Origin of the sequence: Colwellia sp. MB02u-10, assembly GCF_014077185.1 — a bacterium.
Classification (GTDB): Bacteria; Pseudomonadota; Gammaproteobacteria; order Enterobacterales; family Alteromonadaceae; genus Cognaticolwellia.
Window position 1 is genome coordinate 58,218 of sequence record NZ_JACGVK010000133.1, and the last position, 19,272, is coordinate 77,489.

At 39.9% G+C, this 19,272-nt stretch carries 17 protein-coding genes; 10 read left to right on the top strand and 7 right to left on the bottom strand.

Going from position 1 to position 19,272, the window contains the following annotated elements; translation table 11 throughout:
• Positions 1–50 precede the first annotated feature (50 nt).
• The 6 genes from lpdA to ampD form a co-directional block, all read right to left on the bottom strand.
• Complete coding sequence (lpdA, locus tag H4J59_RS15165) at positions 51–1,481, bottom strand: dihydrolipoyl dehydrogenase (protein WP_182240763.1); 1,431 nt, start codon at positions 1,479–1,481, stop codon at positions 51–53.
• Positions 1,482–1,722: 241 nt separating this feature from the next.
• Positions 1,723–3,393 carry a dihydrolipoyllysine-residue acetyltransferase gene (gene aceF, locus H4J59_RS15170; protein WP_182240765.1) on the bottom strand — a complete coding sequence of 557 codons (1,671 nt, stop codon included), beginning with the start codon at positions 3,391–3,393 and terminating at the stop codon, positions 1,723–1,725.
• 25 nt (positions 3,394–3,418) lie between these two features.
• On the bottom strand, positions 3,419–6,094 hold the full coding sequence (gene aceE / locus H4J59_RS15175) for a pyruvate dehydrogenase (acetyl-transferring), homodimeric type (protein ID WP_182240767.1): 2,676 nt from the start codon (positions 6,092–6,094) through the stop codon (positions 3,419–3,421).
• A gap of 148 nt (positions 6,095–6,242) precedes the next feature.
• Positions 6,243–7,013 carry a pyruvate dehydrogenase complex transcriptional repressor PdhR gene (gene pdhR / locus H4J59_RS15180; protein ID WP_182240890.1) on the bottom strand — a complete coding sequence of 257 codons (771 nt, stop codon included), beginning with the start codon at positions 7,011–7,013 and terminating at the stop codon, positions 6,243–6,245.
• Between the two features lie 425 nt (positions 7,014–7,438).
• Positions 7,439–8,314, bottom strand: coding sequence for a beta-lactamase regulator AmpE (ampE, locus tag H4J59_RS15185; RefSeq protein ID WP_182240769.1), 876 nt, complete (start codon positions 8,312–8,314; stop codon positions 7,439–7,441).
• A gap of 404 nt (positions 8,315–8,718) precedes the next feature.
• Positions 8,719–9,300 (bottom strand): 1,6-anhydro-N-acetylmuramyl-L-alanine amidase AmpD, encoded by a 582-nt coding sequence (gene ampD, locus H4J59_RS15190; protein ID WP_220469848.1) that lies wholly within the window; start codon positions 9,298–9,300, stop codon positions 8,719–8,721.
• Positions 9,301–9,397: 97 nt separating this feature from the next.
• On the opposite strand from ampD, the gene H4J59_RS15195 reads away from it, so the two are divergent.
• From H4J59_RS15195 to yacG, 10 genes are all read left to right on the top strand, one after another.
• Positions 9,398–9,919, top strand: coding sequence for a TIGR02281 family clan AA aspartic protease (locus H4J59_RS15195; protein WP_182240771.1), 522 nt, complete (start codon positions 9,398–9,400; stop codon positions 9,917–9,919).
• On the top strand, positions 9,920–10,807 hold the full coding sequence (nadC, locus tag H4J59_RS15200) for a carboxylating nicotinate-nucleotide diphosphorylase (protein ID WP_182240773.1): 888 nt from the start codon (positions 9,920–9,922) through the stop codon (positions 10,805–10,807). It begins immediately after the preceding gene.
• 271 nt (positions 10,808–11,078) lie between these two features.
• A complete protein-coding gene (locus H4J59_RS15205) occupies positions 11,079–11,507 on the top strand; it encodes a prepilin-type N-terminal cleavage/methylation domain-containing protein (RefSeq protein WP_220469849.1) in 429 nt (142 codons plus the stop codon).
• Between the two features lie 106 nt (positions 11,508–11,613).
• On the top strand, positions 11,614–12,045 hold the full coding sequence (locus H4J59_RS15210; RefSeq protein WP_182240775.1) for a prepilin-type N-terminal cleavage/methylation domain-containing protein: 432 nt from the start codon (positions 11,614–11,616) through the stop codon (positions 12,043–12,045).
• Between the two features lie 53 nt (positions 12,046–12,098).
• Entirely contained in the window at positions 12,099–13,805 is a 1,707-nt protein-coding gene (gene pilB / locus H4J59_RS15215; RefSeq protein ID WP_182240777.1) for a type IV-A pilus assembly ATPase PilB, read from the top strand.
• A gap of 210 nt (positions 13,806–14,015) precedes the next feature.
• Positions 14,016–15,272: a type II secretion system F family protein gene (locus tag H4J59_RS15220; protein ID WP_182240779.1), complete on the top strand. Its 1,257-nt coding sequence runs from the start codon at positions 14,016–14,018 to the stop codon at positions 15,270–15,272.
• Between the two features lie 145 nt (positions 15,273–15,417).
• Positions 15,418–16,299 (top strand): A24 family peptidase, encoded by an 882-nt coding sequence (locus H4J59_RS15225; protein WP_310733204.1) that lies wholly within the window; start codon positions 15,418–15,420, stop codon positions 16,297–16,299.
• Positions 16,300–16,460: 161 nt separating this feature from the next.
• Positions 16,461–17,090, top strand: a complete 630-nt coding sequence (coaE, locus tag H4J59_RS15230) for a dephospho-CoA kinase (RefSeq protein WP_182240781.1) — start codon at positions 16,461–16,463, stop codon at positions 17,088–17,090.
• A gap of 100 nt (positions 17,091–17,190) precedes the next feature.
• On the top strand, positions 17,191–17,940 hold the full coding sequence (zapD, locus tag H4J59_RS15235; protein ID WP_182240783.1) for a cell division protein ZapD: 750 nt from the start codon (positions 17,191–17,193) through the stop codon (positions 17,938–17,940).
• 173 nt (positions 17,941–18,113) lie between these two features.
• Entirely contained in the window at positions 18,114–18,350 is a 237-nt protein-coding gene (yacG, locus tag H4J59_RS15240) for a DNA gyrase inhibitor YacG (protein WP_182136586.1), read from the top strand.
• Between the two features lie 224 nt (positions 18,351–18,574).
• On the opposite strand, the gene mutT is transcribed toward yacG, so the two are convergent.
• On the bottom strand, positions 18,575–18,970 hold the full coding sequence (gene mutT, locus H4J59_RS15245) for an 8-oxo-dGTP diphosphatase MutT (protein WP_182240785.1): 396 nt from the start codon (positions 18,968–18,970) through the stop codon (positions 18,575–18,577).
• Between the last annotated feature and the right edge of the window lie 302 nt (positions 18,971–19,272).

Genomic DNA, 19,272 nt, shown 5'->3' on the forward strand with positions numbered 1-19,272 from the left:
TAACTTAAACGATAAGTTAATCAATAAGTTAATCAATAAGTTAAAAAAACTTATTTTTTCTTTTTCAATGCTTTCGCATTCGGTAAATCAGTGATTGAACCTTCAAAAATTTCTGCCGCTAGGCCGATTGATTCATTTAAGGTTGGGTGAGCATGAATAGTTAAACCAACATCTTCAGCATCTGCGCCCATTTCAATCGCTAAACAAATTTCGCCTAACATTTCACCGGCGTTGATACCGACAATAGCACCACCTAAAACACGGCCAGTTTCTTTGTCGAAAATCATCTTAGTTTTACCTTCAGTACGCGCAGAAGCAATAGCACGACCAGAAGCAGCCCAAGGGAAGTTAGACACTTCAACATTTAAACCTTGCTCTTTTGCTTCACGTTCTGTTACGCCAGCCCAAGCCATTTCTGGGTCGGTATAAGCCACTGAAGGAATACAACGCGGTTCAAAGGTATGTTTCTTACCAGAGATAACTTCAGCAGCGCAATGTCCTTCATGTACCGCTTTATGCGCAAGCATAGGTTGGCCAATAACATCACCAATAGCGAAGATATGAGCAACGTTAGTACGTAACTCATTAGTTACGTTGATAAAGCCACGTTCATCAACATTAACACCCGCTTTATCTGCAGCAACTAAGTGACCGTTTGGCTTACGGCCAACAGCCATTAAAATTTTGTCGTAACGTACTGGTTCTTTTGGAGCTTTTTTACCTTCAAAAGTAACATATAAACCATCATCTTTCGCCTCAACAGCAACCACTTTAGTTGACAACATGATGTTGAATTTTTTACTGTTAAACTTAGTGTAAGCTTGAACAATATCTTTATCGGCCGCTGGAACTAACTGGTCAGCAAACTCTACCACTGAAACATTTGAGCCTAAGGCTCTATAAACTGTACCCATTTCTAGGCCAATAATACCGCCACCAAGTACTAACATTTCACCTGGTATCTCTTTCAGCTCTAAAGCACCGGTTGAGTCGATAACCCGTGGGTCTTCAGTAGGGACGAAAGGTAAATTAATCACTGATGAACCTGCAGCAATAATCGCATTATCAAAAGTGATCGTCGTTTTGCCATCAGCGCCTTCTACTTCAACGGTTTTATCTGAAGTAAATTTACCGTAACCAAATACCGTTTTAACTTTACGTGCTTTAGCCATACCGCCTAAACCACCGGTTAATTGACCAACAACACTTTCTTTCCAGCCACGAATTTTGTCTAAATCAATTTTAGGTGCACCAAAAGTAACGCCATGAGATGCCATTGCTGCTGCATCGTCAATAACTTTAGCTACGTGTAAAAGTGCTTTTGATGGGATACAACCCACATTCAAACACACGCCACCAAGCGTTTCACGGTTTTCAACTATCACTACATCTAAACCTAAATCTGCTGCGCGAAATGCTGCTGAATAGCCGCCAGGACCTGCACCTAAAACTACTACTTGAGTTTTAATATCGTTACTCATGCTAACCTCAAAAATTGATGTGTTTATTGCTGGCGTTGCCAGCCTATATTTGCCGAGCTTTTATTAACAGCGTTAACCGTTAATATTTTCAGCATATTACTCTATTATACTTATTTACGATCTTACTTAAAGCGCACATAGATCGCCATCTTTAAATCAGTAAATAATAGCAAAAAGTGGGTAAAGTGAAAATTAATTACTTTACCCACTTTATCTTATCTCACTGACTTATTCAGGTAACTTATAAAATGAGTTTTCTGATATCACTCATTACGCCCGCTAGGTGCACAGTAAACCGCGCCGCTAACGCGCCGTCAATTACACGATGGTCGTAGGACATAGACAATGGCAACATTAACTTAGGCTCAAAGTCTTTACCATTCCACTTAGGTTTCATTTCTGATTTAGAAACACCTAAAATCGCTACTTCTGGCGCGTTAACAATTGGCGTAAATGCTGTACCACCAATACCGCCAAGGCTTGAAATAGTAAAACAGCCGCCTTGCATATCATTTGCTTTTAGCTTGCCGTCTCGTGCTTTCATACTGATTTCAAGTAATTCACGTGATAACTGGTGAATACCTTTTTGATCAACATCACGTACAACGGGCACAACCAAGCCATTAGGTGTATCAACTGCAACACCAATGTGAATATACTTTTTAAGTATCAAGCTTTCACCATCTGTACTCAAACTAGAGTTAAATACCGGGAAAGTACGCAGTGCATCTGCCGCTGCTTTTAAAATAAACACCAGTGGCGTAATTTTAAAACCCAGCTTTTGCTTTTCACAAATAACGTTTTGCTCTTTGCGGAAGGCTTCAACATTCGTGATATCAGCTTCATCAAATTGGGTTACATGTGGAATAGTGACCCAGTTACGATGCAAAAATGGTCCAGAGATTTTCTGAATACGTGTTAGTGCTTTCGTTTCAATTTCACCAAACTTAGAAAAATCAATTTGTTTCGCGCTAACAACTTGTAAACCACCTTCTCCAGCCGCTACTGAACTACCCGCATTTGCTTTTGGACGAGACAATTCATATTTAACATATGACTGCACATCTTCTTTTAAAATACGGTTTTTACGGCCAGTACCTTTAACTAATGATAAATCAACACCAAATTCACGTGCTAAACGACGAATTGAAGGTGAAGTATAAATAGCACCCGCATTGGTTAGCCCCACTTGTGGATGATGTGGCACTGGCGCTGGCTTTTTAGCCGCCGGTGCTGGTGCTACAGGAGCGGCCACTGGAGCCGCTACTGGTTCTGCTACAGGCTCATCAACGTCAACAGGTGCACCCGATGCACCCGATGAAGTTTCAAGTTTAATAACAATAGAGCCTTGCTTAACTTTATCACCGGTATTAATGAAAACTTCTTTTACCGTTCCGGCATGTGGTGACGGTACATCCATAGTCGCTTTATCAGTTTCTAGGGTGATCAAGCCATCTTCAGCTTCAATAACATCACCAACAGCCACCAAAACTTCAATAACGTCAACTTCACCATCTTCACCAATATCAGGTACTAGGATGTCGATAACTTCACTACTGGCAGCCGCAACAGGCGCTTTTTCTGGCGTTGGCTCGGCTGCAGGTGCTGCTGCTTTTGCTGCTTCAGCTTCTGGCTCAGCTGCAACTTCTGCTGGTGCTTCAGTCGATGCTGTTGCCGTACCTTTCATCTCAGCAATAACATCACCTTCTTTGATCTTATCGCCCACTTTAACTGACAGGGCAACAAGTTCACCAGCAAACGGAGCTGGAATATCCATTGAGGCTTTATCTGTTTCAACCGTAATAATACCTTCGTCAGCCTCTAAACTATCGCCGACTGCAAAGCATATTTCGATAACTTCTACTTCATCGCCACCGACATCTGGGACTAGAATTTTTTCAATATCAGACATTTGTTAATTCCTTATCTAGTCTTAATTACGCGTAAAGCGGGTTAAGTTTGTCAGCGTTAATATTAAAGCGTTTAATCGCTTCACTTACCACAGCGTGTTTAATATCACCACGGTTAGCCAATTCATAAAGTGCAGCAACAACAATGTAGTTTTGATCCACTTCAAAGTGTTGACGCAAGTTATCACGGCTGTCACTACGACCAAAACCGTCAGTACCTAAAACACGATACTCAGTATTGATATAAGCACGTACTTGATCAGAGTAGTTTTTAACATAATCAGTTGCGGCAATCGCTGGGCCTTTATCGCTAGTAATTACCTGAGAAATATAGGCTGTTTGTTGCTTACTTTCTGGGTGTAACATATTCCAGCGCGCTACGGCTTGGCCTTCACGGGCTAATTCGTTAAACGAAGTTACTGAATAAACATCACTTGAAACACCATAGTCTGCTGACAAAATTTGTGCCGCTTGACGCACTTTTTGTAAAATAGTACCTGAGCCCATTAATTGCACATTCGCTTTAGCTTTTTTAGCTTCAACGCGTTCAAGTTGGTAAATACCTTTAATGATTTCATCTTCAACCGTTTTGTTTTCTGGCATGGCCGGATGTTGATAATTTTCATTCATTAGCGTTAAGTAGAAGAAAATATTTTCATTTTCTTCATACATACGACGTAAACCTTCACGCACAATAACGGCAATTTCATAACCGTAAGTTGGGTCGTAAGTCACACAGTTAGGAATTAAGCCCGCTTGCACGTGTGAATGACCATCTTGATGTTGTAAACCTTCACCATTAAGCGTGGTTCTACCGGCAGTAGCACCTAATAAGAAACCGCGCGTTTGGCTATCAGCCGCGGCCCATGCTAAATCACCCACACGTTGGAAACCAAACATTGAGTAGTAAATGTAGAATGGAATAGTGGTCGCGTTACACGTTGAATAAGAAGTACCTGAAGCAACCCAAGACGCCATAGCACCTAGCTCGTTAATCCCTTCTTGTAACACTTGGCCTTTCTTGTCTTCACGGTAATAAGCGACTTGATCAGCATCTTGTGGCACATATTTTTGACCTTCGCTAGCATAAATACCTACTTGGCGGAATAAACCTTCCATACCAAAAGTACGCGCTTCGTCAGGAATAATAGGCACAATACGCTTACCGATTTTCTTGTCTTTTAATAAGCTGTTAAGTACCCGAACAAAAGTCATGGTTGAAGATACTTCACGTTCACCTGAGCCTTTTAAAATCGGCTCAAATATTTTTAATGCTGGAATATCAAGTGACTCTTCGGCTTGCTGACGACGTGCAGGTAATGAACCCCCTAAGGCTTCACGGCGTGCTTTCATGTACTGAAATTCTTCACTTTCTTCTGGGAACTTGAAGAAAGGTAAGTCAGCAATATTTTCATCACTGACTGGAATATTGAAACGATTACGGTAATGTTTAAGCGAATCAAGATCCATTTTCTTCACGTTATGGGCAATATTTAAGGCTTCACCTGAAGCACCTAAACCAAAACCTTTAACCGTTTTAGCTAAGATAACGGTTGGGCGACCCTTAGTGTTTTGGGCTTTTTTATAAGCCGCATAAACTTTCACTGGATCATGACCACCGCGGTTTAAACGGTAAATATCTTCATCTGACATATTTGCCACTAGTGCAGCAGTTTCAGGATATTTATTGAAGAAGTTTTCGCGGGTGTATTTACCGCCTTTGGCTTTACAGTTTTGGTATTCACCGTCAACGGTTTCACTCATTAACTGTAATAATTTACCTGAAGTGTCACGGGCAATTAACGCATCCCAGTAAGAACCCCAAATAACTTTTACCACTTCCCAGCCTGCGCCGCGAAATGTGCCTTCAAGCTCTTGAATAATTTTACCGTTGCCACGAACAGGGCCATCTAAGCGCTGTAAGTTACAGTTGATAATAAAGGTTAAGTTATCTAAACCTTCACGTGTCGCTAAACCGATAGCACCTAATGATTCAGGCTCATCTGTTTCACCGTCACCTAAGAAACAATAAACCCGTTGCTCTGAACAGTCTTTAATACCACGGTCAGTTAAATATTTAAGAAAACGTGCGGTATAAATAGCTTGTAGTGGACCTAAGCCCATTGAAACCGTAGGAAACTGCCAAAAGTCTGGCATTAAATGCGGATGAGGATATGACGATAAGCCTTTGCCGTCACACTCTTGGCGGAAATTATTCATTTGCTCTTCGGTTAATCGTCCTTCCATAAAAGCACGAGCATAAATACCTGGAGAGATATGACCTTGGGCAAAAATAAAGTCGCCACCATCTTTTTCAGAAGCGGCTCTAAAGAAATGGTTAAAGCCAACATCGTATAACATAGCAGAAGACGCAAAGCTGCCAATATGACCACCCAAGTCTAAATCTTTTTTAGAGGCGCGCAATACCAAGACTAACGCATTCCAACGAATAGCAGAACGAATACGTGACTCTATGGTTTGATCAGCCGGCATATGCGGCTCTAAACCTGGAGGAATGGTGTTTACATAAGCTGTTTTGGCGTCAAAGGGTAAATGTGTACCGCTACGACGGGCTCTATCGATTAACTTTTCAAGTAGAAAATGAGCGCGTTCCGGCCCTTCGTTTTCTAACACAGACTCCATTGATTCTAACCATTCTTGGGTTTCCATTGAATCAATATCTAGATTTGGGAGCTCAGACATAATTACTTAGTCTCCAGTTGTTGTTTGTTAAGTAGATTTAATTGTTTAAAGATAGCTGTTATTAAACAGATAACGTTAATGCGTAGTAATTTTTTATCACACCTATACCGTTCAATTAATGCATCATGCACTTGGCAAGCATTCACTTTTAATTGCTGACAGTTTTCGGTCGTTTAATTCTGCGTATTGAGCGTTCCATACGACTATTTTCCTGCGACATTTTTAATAGCACTTCTTCAATGAAGGCTAAATGGCGATGGCTAGCTCCCCAAGCAACTTGGGGCTTGCCACTGACAATCGCACTCATTAAACGTGTGCGATAATCAGATATTTGGCTAAACACGTCAGGTCGCTTAGCCAGTATAGTTAAATTCTTCTCAATGTTGTCAATCAACAATGGCGCCATACTCTGGGCTAAATGCAGAATAACCGCATTGTGGCTCGCGGCGCATATAGCGATGTAAAAACCAAAAACCGCTTCAGCTTCAAGCCGGTAATTGTCATCTAATTGTGCAGTGCCAATACTGTCATGTTTACGTTGAATTTCTTCAAAATCAGCTTGCGTACCACGCATTGCGGCATAATAGGCTGACATACCCTCAATACCATGGCGAAACTCTAATAAATCAAATTGCGATTCTTTATTGTTCGCCATTAGGGCAAATAGTGGGTCTGACAGTCCACTCAAAATTTTGTCACTAACATAAGTGCCGCCACCTTGACGACGGGTGACTAAATTTTTTGCTTCTAACTTTTGCATAGCTTCACGTAACGAAGGACGCGAAACATCAAACTGTTTAGCCAGTTCTCGCTCTGCCGGTAATTTTTCGCCCGGCTTCACACTACCTTCTAGGATCATAGTCTCAAGCTGAGCTAAAATAATATCTGACAACTTAGCTTGCTTCACCGGCTTTTTAATACTCGGAATCGACATATAAAATCCTTTATTATTGCGCTATTAGGTATCTAAATCCTCTGGCTTTATTTTCAAATACCTTGGTCAATTGGTCTTACCAATTTAATAATTTCGAATATAATGTAACAAATGCTTATAGCGTTGTAAACACTGTGGGTGATTTATAATCAATTACTTACTTAAGGATTTTTGTGATATCAGTGTAGAGGCGTGAATAAACGCTTTCGATTTCATTTCGTGGAGATGAAAATTATAATAGGTAGTTTTATGTTCTAAGCGGTAAGTTTTGAGCTGTCAGCTATCAGTAACAAAAGTTTAGCTGTGTGGGTAGACGATTAAACTTGGCTTTGGTTTTAAGCTGACAGCTGAGCACTGACAGCTTAAAACTTCTCTTTTTTCTCTTTTCTTTAATTTAGTCTAAGTTAAAACTAGGAAATAATACCCGTTAAGGTTAATACCGCTATTACCGCTAGAAACAGTAACAAGGTACGTTTGGCTAATTTCACTAATAAACAAGGCTCTGCAGTATAGTCATCAGCGTCAACCATAAAGTCTTCCGACATTTGAGCAACACTGATTAAGACTTGGCTTGGCGTTTTTTCAAACTCAAATAAGTTATCTATCCAAGCCGGCATGGCTTTTGAGAAATGGCCAACAAACATATAACCAAAAGCAACAAGCCTAACCGGTAGCCAATCAACCCAAAATAATAATTGTTGCGTTGCTTTATCACCGTCATCGCCATTAGCCAGCTCTTCGCTATTTTCATCCTCAACATCCACAGCAGAGCTTTCTGCGTTAACACTTTCATTTACCGTAGTTAATAAGCGATAAAACAATGCACCTGCGGCACCGAATAAAACGAAAAACAGCATAACCGCGATAAAGTAGCGATAATTTAACCAAACCATTGTTTGACCAAAGCCCATGTTAGCAATGTTTTTATCTTGTTGTAGTTGCAGATGATGTAACTCACAACTGGTTAATTCCCCCTTAAAAGCTGATTGTAAATAGCTTTTATAGACCTCGCGCGTTTTCATGCAACCAAAGCAAACAATCAATATTAAGGTTGAGGCAATTAAATACAGTAAAGCGTTATCCACTTGTGCCAATAAAAAATGACAACCTAGTACAGGAATAAAAATCACTACATAGCTTAACAGTGCAGAACTTCGATAATTAGCCAGCAACTTAGTCTGCTTAATTACCGCCATATATCGTTGGTACAAGGTATTAAATTGCCAAGCACTTGACGACAAGTAACGCTCAGCAACTAATGCAATTAACAAACTAATCAAGCTCATGTTTAATTATCCTATGTTTTTAAAAAAATTTCAGCTCTTCAGCTACGTTTTATTAGCTGTAAGTCTAAGCTACCTTTTTAGCTGTAAGTCTTAAGCTGTCAGCTATCAGTTACTCCCAACTCACCGTTGGTGTTTGTTTTTACTGACAGCTGACAGCTTCAAAATGACCGCTATTTTTTAGCTATCAGTACTCCCAACTCACCGTTGGTGTTTGTTTTTACTGACAGCTGACAGCTTCAAACTGACCACTATTTTTGAGCTATCAGTACTCCCAAATCACCGTTGGTGTTTGTTTTTACTGACAGCTGACAGCTTCAAACTGACCGCTATTTTTTAGCTATCAGTACTCACAACTCACAGTTGGTGTTTGTTTTTACTGACAGCTGATAGCTTAAAACTGACCGCTATCTTATCAATAATGCTCTAAAACTTGGCCAATCAAACGCAGGTCCAGGGTCTGTTTTACGTCCAGGTGCAATGTCACAATGACCCACAATGTTATTTTCTAAGCCCGCATAGGTGCCAATTAAGCTCTGACTCACGCGGCTAAGCTGTTGATATTGTACTTCAGTATAAGGAATATCGTCAGTCCCTTCTAGCTCAATACCAATTGAAAAGTCATTACACTTTTCTCGACCTTGATAACACGACAGGCCAGCGTGCCAAGCTTTATCGTTAAACGAAACATATTGCACAATATTGCCGTCACGCTGAATAAGGCAATGCGCGGATACACGTAGCCGGTATATACTTTCAAAGTAAGGATCTATGCTTGGGTCTAAATTACCCAGAAAAAAATTAGTGATGTGGTCAGCGCCAAATTGCCCCGGTGGCAATGAAATATTGTGCACAACCAATAAACTTACGGCTTCATTTTCGGCTCTAGGCTCAAAGTGGCTCGACGGTTGAATTTCAACGCCACTAAGCCAACCCTTTTTAATGATCAGTTCAGTGCTCTTTTTTCGGTTATTTGGCAAAAATGACATACAATAATTCACCGATTGTTTATCCTAGTACTATTACATAGTAAAGTGGACAACAGAACAAGATATACCAAACAGATTAACCCAAGGTTGGACATAAATGAATGAAAATGACACAACAGCAAATTTTGGCAAAGGTTTTGTCTGGGTAGCTTGGGTTATTGGCATTGCCTTATTGGTTTTTATTTTTCAAGACTTGTTAGACGGACAATATAATCCCAATCAAAACCCTAAGCTTTCAATGCAAGCCAATGGTAAAGCCGCCGTTACCTTAGAACAAAACCGCCAAGGGCATTATGTAACAAACGGTGCCATTAATGGCCGCGAGGTTACATTTTTACTTGATACTGGCGCAACACAAGTGTCAATTCCGGCCCATATTGCAGAAAACCTAGCCCTGCAAGCGCAAGGACAACAACGTGTGCAAACCGCTAATGGCATTATTACCGTCTTTACCACGCAAATAAACGAGTTACGCATAGGTAATATTTATTTGTATGATATAGCGGCAAATATTAACCCCAGCATGGCGGCTGATGAAATTCTATTGGGCATGAGCGCGCTAAAAAGAGTAGAATTTAGTCAAACCGGAAAACAACTAATTTTACGAGAGCAGCTTTAAATGTTACCAGCCTCATTATTACACGACATCAGCAAAACCGTTACCTGGGCATTATGTGAAGACCTAGGCGTTAATACCTACCAAGAACTCGCCGCTAGCCGTGATATAACCGCCGAACTTATTCCATTAGAAAACCAAGCGGTAGCTAACATTATTAGTCGCGATGCCTGTGTTATATGCGGCGTTGCTTGGGTAAATGAAGTGTTTAAACAACTTGATAACATTTACCACACCACCACCAAAATCACTTGGTTTGTTAATGATGGCGAAAGCGTAAAAGCCAATACCACCTTATTTGAATTAACGGGTAACGCACGTATTTTATTAACCGGTGAGCGCACCGCCTTAAACTTTTTACAAAGCCTTTCAGGTACCGCAACCGTTACTAGTAGCTTTGTTAAACACTTAGCAGGCACTACCACTAAGCTACTTGATACCCGTAAAACCTTACCTGGTTTGCGTAGTGCACAAAAATACGCCGTAACTTGCGGTGGAGGGGTCAATCATAGAGTTGGCTTGTTTGATGCCTTTTTAATTAAAGAAAATCACATTGCCGCTTGTGGCGGTATTGAAAAAGCCATCAAAACAGCCCGCATCAACCATAGTGATAAAACAGTAGAAGTGGAAGTTGAGAGCATTGAAGAGCTAACGCAAGCATTAAATGCCGGTAGCGATATCATTATGCTAGACAACTTTAGCCCGCAGATGATTGAACAAGCCGTGCAATTAACCGCAGACATATCGGCCGGTAAAACCAAGTTAGAAGTGTCGGGTAATATGACACTGGCAACACTAACAGATTATGCAAAAACAGGTGTCGACTTTATCTCGGTAGGGGCATTAACCAAACACGTACAAGCGGTTGATCTGTCAATGCGCTTTTGTTAAAAACGAAAAAGTAAAATCAAGTCAAGCTTTCAGTTCAAAGCGGTCAGTTTAAAACTAAAGCCAAGTTAATCGCTAGCAAATACCGCTAAGCGCTAATAACTGAAAGCTGATAGCTTAAAAATATATTTATAAGTCATTAAATAGCCTAAAAATTAACCACAAAGCATTAAGGAGCAAATATTTCAAAAAAAAATTCACAAATATTTTACATTTAGTCATTTTTACCGCAATATAAATTTTGCTAACATAATAATCTATGGAATTAATAATAATGAAAAAACTAAATACAATCAAAAAAGCACAAGGTTTTACCCTAATTGAATTAATGATCGTGGTTGCGATCATCGGTATTTTAGCCGCAGTGGCTTTGCCGGCTTATCAAACATATACAGATAGAGCCAAATTTTCTGAAGCTGTACTGGCTGCAACACCACTAAAATCAGCACTTGAAGTGGCAATACAAACTAAAAGCCCTACAAATCTAGCAGCTTTAGACAGTGGAGTTTTTGGTATTCCAACGGCTGTAACTAAAACTGCAGCACTTCATGGTTCAAGTGTACTCAATGGTGTAATTACTATCGAGTGGCGGAGTGATAGTACTGATCTTGCTGGAGTTACTTACACATTAACACCAGACGGTGTTGATGCACCGGTAGTTTGGACGCAAGGCGGTACGTGCCTAACTAGTGGGTACTGTTAATAGCGAAAGTATTTAATCTACAATGCTCAGTATATTAAAAAACGAGCTCATTAGAGCTCTTTTTTATTTTAAGATTTTGTTAAAATTACGCTGCTGGTGCAAATTAATGAATAATAAACATGAAAAATTTAGTAATTCATCAGGCTTCACGCTCATAGAGCTGATGATTGTGGTGGCTATTGTTGGAATACTGGCTGCAGTAGCATTGCCCGCATATCAAACTTATTTCGATCGTTCAAAATTTTCAGAAGCTATATTAGCAACAACTTCAATTAAATCAGCTGTTGAAGTCGCGGTTCAAACAAAAAAACCTATTAATACAGCTGCACTTAAGGGCGGAGCTTTTGGTATACCGGTAGATGTTATGGCTACTGCAAATAAGCATGGTTCAACAGTCAGTAACGCCATAATTACAATTACTTGGAAAAGCGATGGTTCTTCTCTTCAGGGTATTACCTATACTTTAAAGGCAAACGGAATTACAAGCCCTGTCAAGTGGGAACAAGGTGGAACCTGTTTTGCCAAAAGTTACTGTTAACATTAAATAATTTTACTGTTATTTTACACATACTCACTGAGTTTTAGAGATTTATGAAAGGTCTGCATCAACAATCTAGCCTACTATCTGCGCTATCTAAGCATAACGTTGTTCCTACTGAAAAAGCAGGAACAATTAGTGCTGACTTTATTCGGCAGAACAAGCCTTTTTTACGCTATTTAGTTGAAGATCAAGAGATTAATGCTAAAGATATTGCTAGCACCTTGTCGCGTAGTTTTGGTTGTCCATTAATCGACTTAGATCATTTTGATACCTCGCTAATTCCTGAGGGTATACGTAACGAAAAACTGATCCGTAAACACAACGCCCTACCGTTATATTTACGTGGCAAAGTGTTATTTGTTGCCATGTCGGATCCCACTAACCTTGATGCCCTAGAAGAAATTCAGTTTAATACCGGCTATGCAACCGAGTTAGTAATTGCCAACGAAACCGCTTTAAGCAATTGCATTGAAAAACTATTAGAAGCCGACAGTGATGCGCTTGATATTTCTGATATCGACGCGAAAGAATTAGCTGGCATGGATGTTCAAGAAGATCGAAAAGAAGAAGAAAACATTGGTCTTGGCGATAAAGAAGATGCACCCATTGTGGTCTATATCAATAAAATACTGCTCGACGCCATTCGCAAAGGCGCGTCAGATTTACATTTTGAACCTTATGAAAAGTCTTACCGCATTCGTTTTCGTATTGACGGTATTTTAAACGAGGTGGCTAGGCCTCCAGTATCACTAGCCGCGCGCATGGCCGCACGTTTAAAGGTGATGTCAAAATTAGATATTGCTGAACGTCGTGTGCCACAAGATGGCCGTATTAAATTAGCCTTATCTAAAAAGAAGTCGATTGATTTTCGTGTCAGTACCCTGCCCACTATGTGGGGCGAAAAAGTGGTTATGCGTATTCTTGACTCGTCAAGTGCCATGTTAGGCATCGACATGCTGGGCTATGCACCCAAGCAAAAGCAAATTTACATGGACGCCTTAGCACAACCACAAGGTATGATTTTAGTCACTGGGCCAACCGGCTCAGGTAAAACGGTTTCACTTTATACCGGCTTAAATATTTTAAATACCGAAGAGCGAAATATCTCTACCGCCGAAGATCCGGTTGAAATTAACCTTGAAGGCGTTAACCAAGTACAAATTAATACCCGCGCCGGTTTAACCTTTCCCAGCGCATTACGCTCATTTTTACGCCAAGATCCCGACATTGTCATGGTGGGTGAAATTCGTGACTTAGAAACTGCAGAAATTGCCATTAAAGCCGCGCAAACTGGCCACTTAGTCTTATCAACATTACATACTAACTCAGCCGCAGAAACCTTAACCCGTTTATTAAATATGGGTGTGCCGTCATACAACGTGGCCAGTTCAGTCACCATTATTATCGCTCAGCGATTGGCTCGACGATTATGTACCCAATGCAAAGCAGAAGAACACATACCTGAAAGTGAACTGCTCGCACAAGGTTTTTTACCTGAGCAAGTTAGCGAGATAAAATTATTTAAACCCATGGGTTGTGATTTTTGCACCGGCGGTTATAAAGGTCGAGTGGGTATCTATGAAGTGATAAAAATTAGTGACATTACCGCGAATTTAATTATGAACGGCGCTAATTCCTTAGATATTGCCGCCCAATGCCAGCGTGAAGGCTACAATAATTTACGCCAGTCAGGGCTAGAAAAAGCCGCTTTAGGGGTAACCAGTTTAGAAGAAGTTAATCGAGTAACCAATGCCTAAGCATTTTACTGCCGCACCGCTTAGCATTATAATATCACGGGTTAATTGAAAACGGTCAGCGTTGCTTATTACCCTTTAGCCAATAAGTGCTGTTCGCTATACTACTGATCCTTGGCTAAAAATTGCCAAGTGTAGTGTAGCCAATAGCGATAAGTTCAATGTAACAATAACAATAACAATAACTAAACAATAAAAAATTAGGTTAAGCCCATGGCTGTTTCTTCAACAGTAAAAGTAAAAAACAAAAAAAGTAAGGTTAAAGCGCTTGATGTTTATAAATGGCAAGGGCTCAACCGCAAAGGTAAAAAAATCAATGGTGAGTTTAATGCCACCAGCATATTAGAGCTTAAAGCCCAGCTGCGTAAGCAAGGCATAACCCCAGGTAAAGTCAGCAAAAAAGCTAAACCTTTATTTGGGCTGGGCGGCGATAAAAAAATCATGCCGGTTGATATTGCGGTACTTACTCGCCAAATTGCCACCATGTTATCGGCTGGCGTACCCTTAGTGCAAACTATTGAAATGATCGGCTCTGGCAACAACAATGGCAATATGCAAAAATTACTCGCCACTATCGGTCAAAAATTACAATCGGGTATCCCCCTGTCTGAGTGCTTGCGTGAGCACCCAAAATATTTTGATGAGTTATATTGTGATTTAGTTAACTCAGGCGAACAATCGGGTTCACTTGAAACTATCTATGAACGTATTGCTACCTATAAAGAAAAAGCAGAAGCACTAAAAGCAAAAATAAAAAAAGCCATGACTTATCCTATTTCTGTTTTAGTTATCGCCTTTATTGTTACCTCTGTTTTATTGATTTTTGTGGTGCCTGTATTCCAAGACATTTTTGCTAGTTTTGGTGCAGAGCTACCCGGTTTTACTTTACTGGTTATTGCGATATCAGAATTTATGCAGGCCTATTGGTATTTTGGTCTTGCTGGGCTATTTATTGGCAGTTTCTTCTTTAAAAAAGCTCATGCCAATAGTCTGACTTTTCGCGATAGTGTTGATAGAAAAATATTAAAAATTCCTGTTATTGGTAGTGTGCTAAAAAAAGCAGCTGTTGCTCGTTATGCCAGAACTTTATCAACCACCTTTGCCGCTGGTGTACCTTTACCCGATGCGTTAGAGTCTGCTGCTGGTGCCTCAGGTAATGCGGTATTTCGTGAGGCTATTTTAGAGATTCGCGCTGAAGTAACTTCAGGTATGCAAATGAACTTAGCCATGCGCAATTGTGCTATTTTTCCTGATATGGTGGTGCAAATGGTCGCCATTGGTGAGGAGTCTGGCTCAGTTGACGATATGCTAGCGAAAGTTGCTACGGTTTATGAGCAAGAAGTTGACAATGCGGTGGACAATTTAACCACATTGCTTGAGCCGATGATTATGGCGGTGCTGGGTGTGGTTATCGGGGGCTTAATTATTGCCATGTATTTGCCTATTTTTCAAATTGGTATGGTGGTTTAAGTTACCTAAAAGCACTGGCCATAGACATTGCCATTTACTTAACACAATGAAATTAAAGCGATGCTTGTCATCGTTTTTTTGTTTACTTGGCATTATTTAATCAAAGCCATTAACATACATCACCTACATTTTGAGGCCTATTCTTTTGACTGAATTTATTGCACTAATGACAAACTCTCCCGCATTTTTCTATGGTGTTGTCATCGTTTTTTCATTACTGATAGGGAGCTTTTTAAATGTAGTTATTTATCGCTTACCTAAAATACTAGAACAAGGTTGGAAAAGAGAATGTCGTGAGTTTTTAGCTGATGAACTCGCTAAACCTGTCAAGCCTGTAGAAGCGATTATTACCCTGTCAACGCCAAGCTCTAGTTGCCCATCTTGCCAACATAAAATTCGTTTTTACGAAAATATTCCTGTCATAAGTTGGTTATGTTTACGCGGTAAATGCAGTCAATGTCAGGAAAAAATAGCGCTGCGTTATCCGTTAGTTGAATTAACAACTGCGTTCTTAAGTGTGGTTATTGCCGCCCATTATGGCGTTACCTTCACCACACTCATGCTATTAGTATTAACTTGGGGCTTAATTTGTTTAACCTTAATTGATCTTGATCACATGCTATTACCTGATCAAATAACGCTACCATTAATATGGCTAGGGTTATTGGTTAACATTAATGGCAGTATTGTGCCATTAAACGAGGCGGTTATTGGCGCGGTGGCCGGTTACTTGAGCTTGTTTAGTGTATTTTGGTTATTTAAGTTACTTACCGGCAAAGAAGGTATGGGCCATGGTGATTTTAAACTGGTGGCGCTTTTTGGCGCTTGGTTAGGCTGGCAGTTAATACCCTTACTGATTTTAATGGCCTCAGCCGTTGGCGCTGTTATTGGCATTAGCCTAATAATATTTAAGAATCACCAGCGAGAGCAAGTGATCCCCTTTGGCCCCTATTTAGCGGTTGCAGGTTGGATAACACTACTCTGGGGTAATGGCATTTGGTCGTGGTATTTAAGTACATTGACTTAAAAAGCTTTCAAAGACAGGAAAAAGCTGTCAGCTGTCAGTAAAAGAAGCTTTCAGTAAAAACAATCGCCTCTAGCAAGTTAGGTGGAACTGATAGCTGATAGCTTCAAACTGACAGCTTCAAACTTAAAGCTTAAAGCTTAAAGCTTAAACAGGAATTATTTATGTCTGAATTTATTGTAGGCTTAACCGGTGGCATTGGCAGTGGCAAAACCACCGTCAGTGATATTTTCGCCGAGTTAAACATCGACATTATCGATGCAGATATCGCGGCACGTATTGTTGTACAGCCTGGCAGTAAAGCACTATTAGCGCTTGAAGCGCATTTCGGCGCTGACTATATTGATGATAATGGTGAACTTAACAGAGCTAAACTGCGCAGCCGAATTTTTAGTCAGCCTCAAGATAAAGCTTGGTTAAATAATTTATTACACCCGTTAATTCGAGCAGAAATAGTCAAGCAAATAGCGCAGGCCAAAAGCAGCTATTGCCTACTAGTGGCGCCCTTACTGCTAGAAAATAATTTACATAAAATGGTCAACCGTGTTTTGGTGGTTAATGTTGACGAAGCAAGCCAAGTTAAACGCACCCTAGCACGTGATCCAAGTTCAGCGGCAGAAATCAAGCGTATTATAGCGAGTCAAATGCCGAGTGAACAACGCCTAAACTTTGCTGATGACATCATCAATAATCAGCATAAAAGTCTAGAAGATATTCGTCAACAGGTGATAATTTTAGATCAAAAGTATCAGTTATTATCTGCCAGCACTTTCCACCCTAGCCTTGATAAGTAAGCCTTTGGCCAGTATTTTTGATAAAATAATTCGCCATTTTACCAAGCTATGCATACTATAAAGACATTACTCGCTAATTTTAAAAAAAAGTTTCTAATTAATGACCGCTATACTATATGAACATCCGCTCAATGAGCGTATTCGAAATTATTTAAAACTTGAGCAATTATTTTTCCAGGCTTCAGATTGCTTACAATACAACATGGCCACTAGTTACAGCGTGTTTTTTAATGCTTTATTTGCCATTCTAGATACCGTTGATCGTAATGATATACGTGGTGACTTGATTAAGGACTTAGAAAAAATAGAACAAAATTTAGTGGTTTGGTCAAAAATTCCAGATATTAATAGCGCCGCCCTCGAAGATAACCTAAAAAAAACGCTTGCCCTCTCCAGCCAATTAAAAGGCCCTAACCCTAAGTGGCTGCAATTCAAAGATGATAAGTTTTTGGTGGCGTTAAAGCAGCGTTTCGCGATTCAGGGCGGCAGTTCGCGCTTTGATTTACCACAATTACAGTTTTGGTTAAGCCAACCAAGCGTTAAAGTTGAAGCACAATGCCGCCATTGGCTGTCGCTACTGGCGCAAATTAGTGCCGCTTTATCACTGGTGCTAAAGTTTGTTCGTCAACGGACGCAGTTCAAGGAAGTAACAACCGATAGTGGCTTTTACCAAGACAATGGCGAAGGATTAATATTATTACGTATCAAGATTGCGGAGCATCTACCTTTTTATCCCATCATTAGTGGTAACCGTTTTCGCTACTCAATACGCTTTATGACGCCCTGCAATGAAAGCGGCCGTAAATACTCCAAGCAAACAACCCACTTTCAGTTGGCTCGGTGTAAATAAACATAGTTAATAGTGATTAGTTAATAGTTTTAAGCTGTCAGCTATCAGTAGACATAGTTGTCAGTTGGAGTTTCTAACTGACGGCTTCAAACTGAAAGCTTATCGCTGCCCCTAGCCGCTTAAGTAAAATTCTCTTATAATGGCATAACAATTTTAAGTTAATAGTAATTCTTATGACACTAAAAGTAGCTTGTCCCACTTGTAAAAAAGAAGTCATTTGGCAAGAAGAAAGTCAATACCGTCCATTTTGTTGTAAACGTTGCCAGTTAATTGATATTGGTGATTGGGCTGACGAGAATCATAAAATTAGCCAACCCGTGCAAGGTGCTGTTGAGTTAAATGAAGAGATGCTCGATGCTTTAGAAGCGGAGTTTTTACAACATAATAAATTCTTTGTTGAACCTGAGTAATAGCTATTTGATTAATTAAGTGATCACCTTTTTCATGTGAAAAAATGGCTAGATACTAGGCATAATATTTAATATGGCGTTATTCACCTTATAAATTTTATAACGCCGTAGTTTTTCATTTTATCCATTAAAAATGCACAGGCCATTAATCAACTTAGTATAATATGGCCTATTTAACATAAGCGCTGTTAATACTACCGTTAGAGTGAATCAGCGATAAAATATTATTGATAATTTTTTAGCAGCTTTTCAATAATGGCTTGATTAGCCGCCGGAAAGTGTAAAGTAGCGAACTCTGCTAAGCTAAACCAACCTGATTGCTGCCCTTCTAAAGCTTTTGCTTGGCCGTTAAAGTTATCAACAACAAATACCTCTAGTAACACTTTTTTATCGCCGTAATCATGGCTGATTTGCATTAATGGTGTACACGTCAAGGTTTCTATGGCGACTTCTTCTTTTAGTTCTCTGTGAAGCGCTTGATGGACAGTTTCATTTTCTTCCACTTTGCCACCAGGAAATTCCCACTTGCCACCCTGATGACTATCAGCTAATCGTTTAGTGAGAAAAAACTTATGGTCTTGCTTGATCACTCCAACCGCAACATGCACAATTTTTGTCATTATTTATCCTTAATACTTATCTAATACTATCTAATACTTATCTAATACTAGGTTAATTTATTATCTGCGCATTTTTAATGGCTGAAGTAAAAACTAGCTCATTTAATTAATCAAACGTGTATAAAAGATTATACCCGCTGCAGATACTTGCAAGCACATCATCTTGATCGCCAGCTTAATAGTTGACGGACTGAAGTCCGACCTACAAAGAAACGGCCCAACACAAAACAACCATACCTCAAAAAATAGGATGTCTGCACATTGTCACTCTTTCACCTGACCTGCAAGCATACACTTATGCC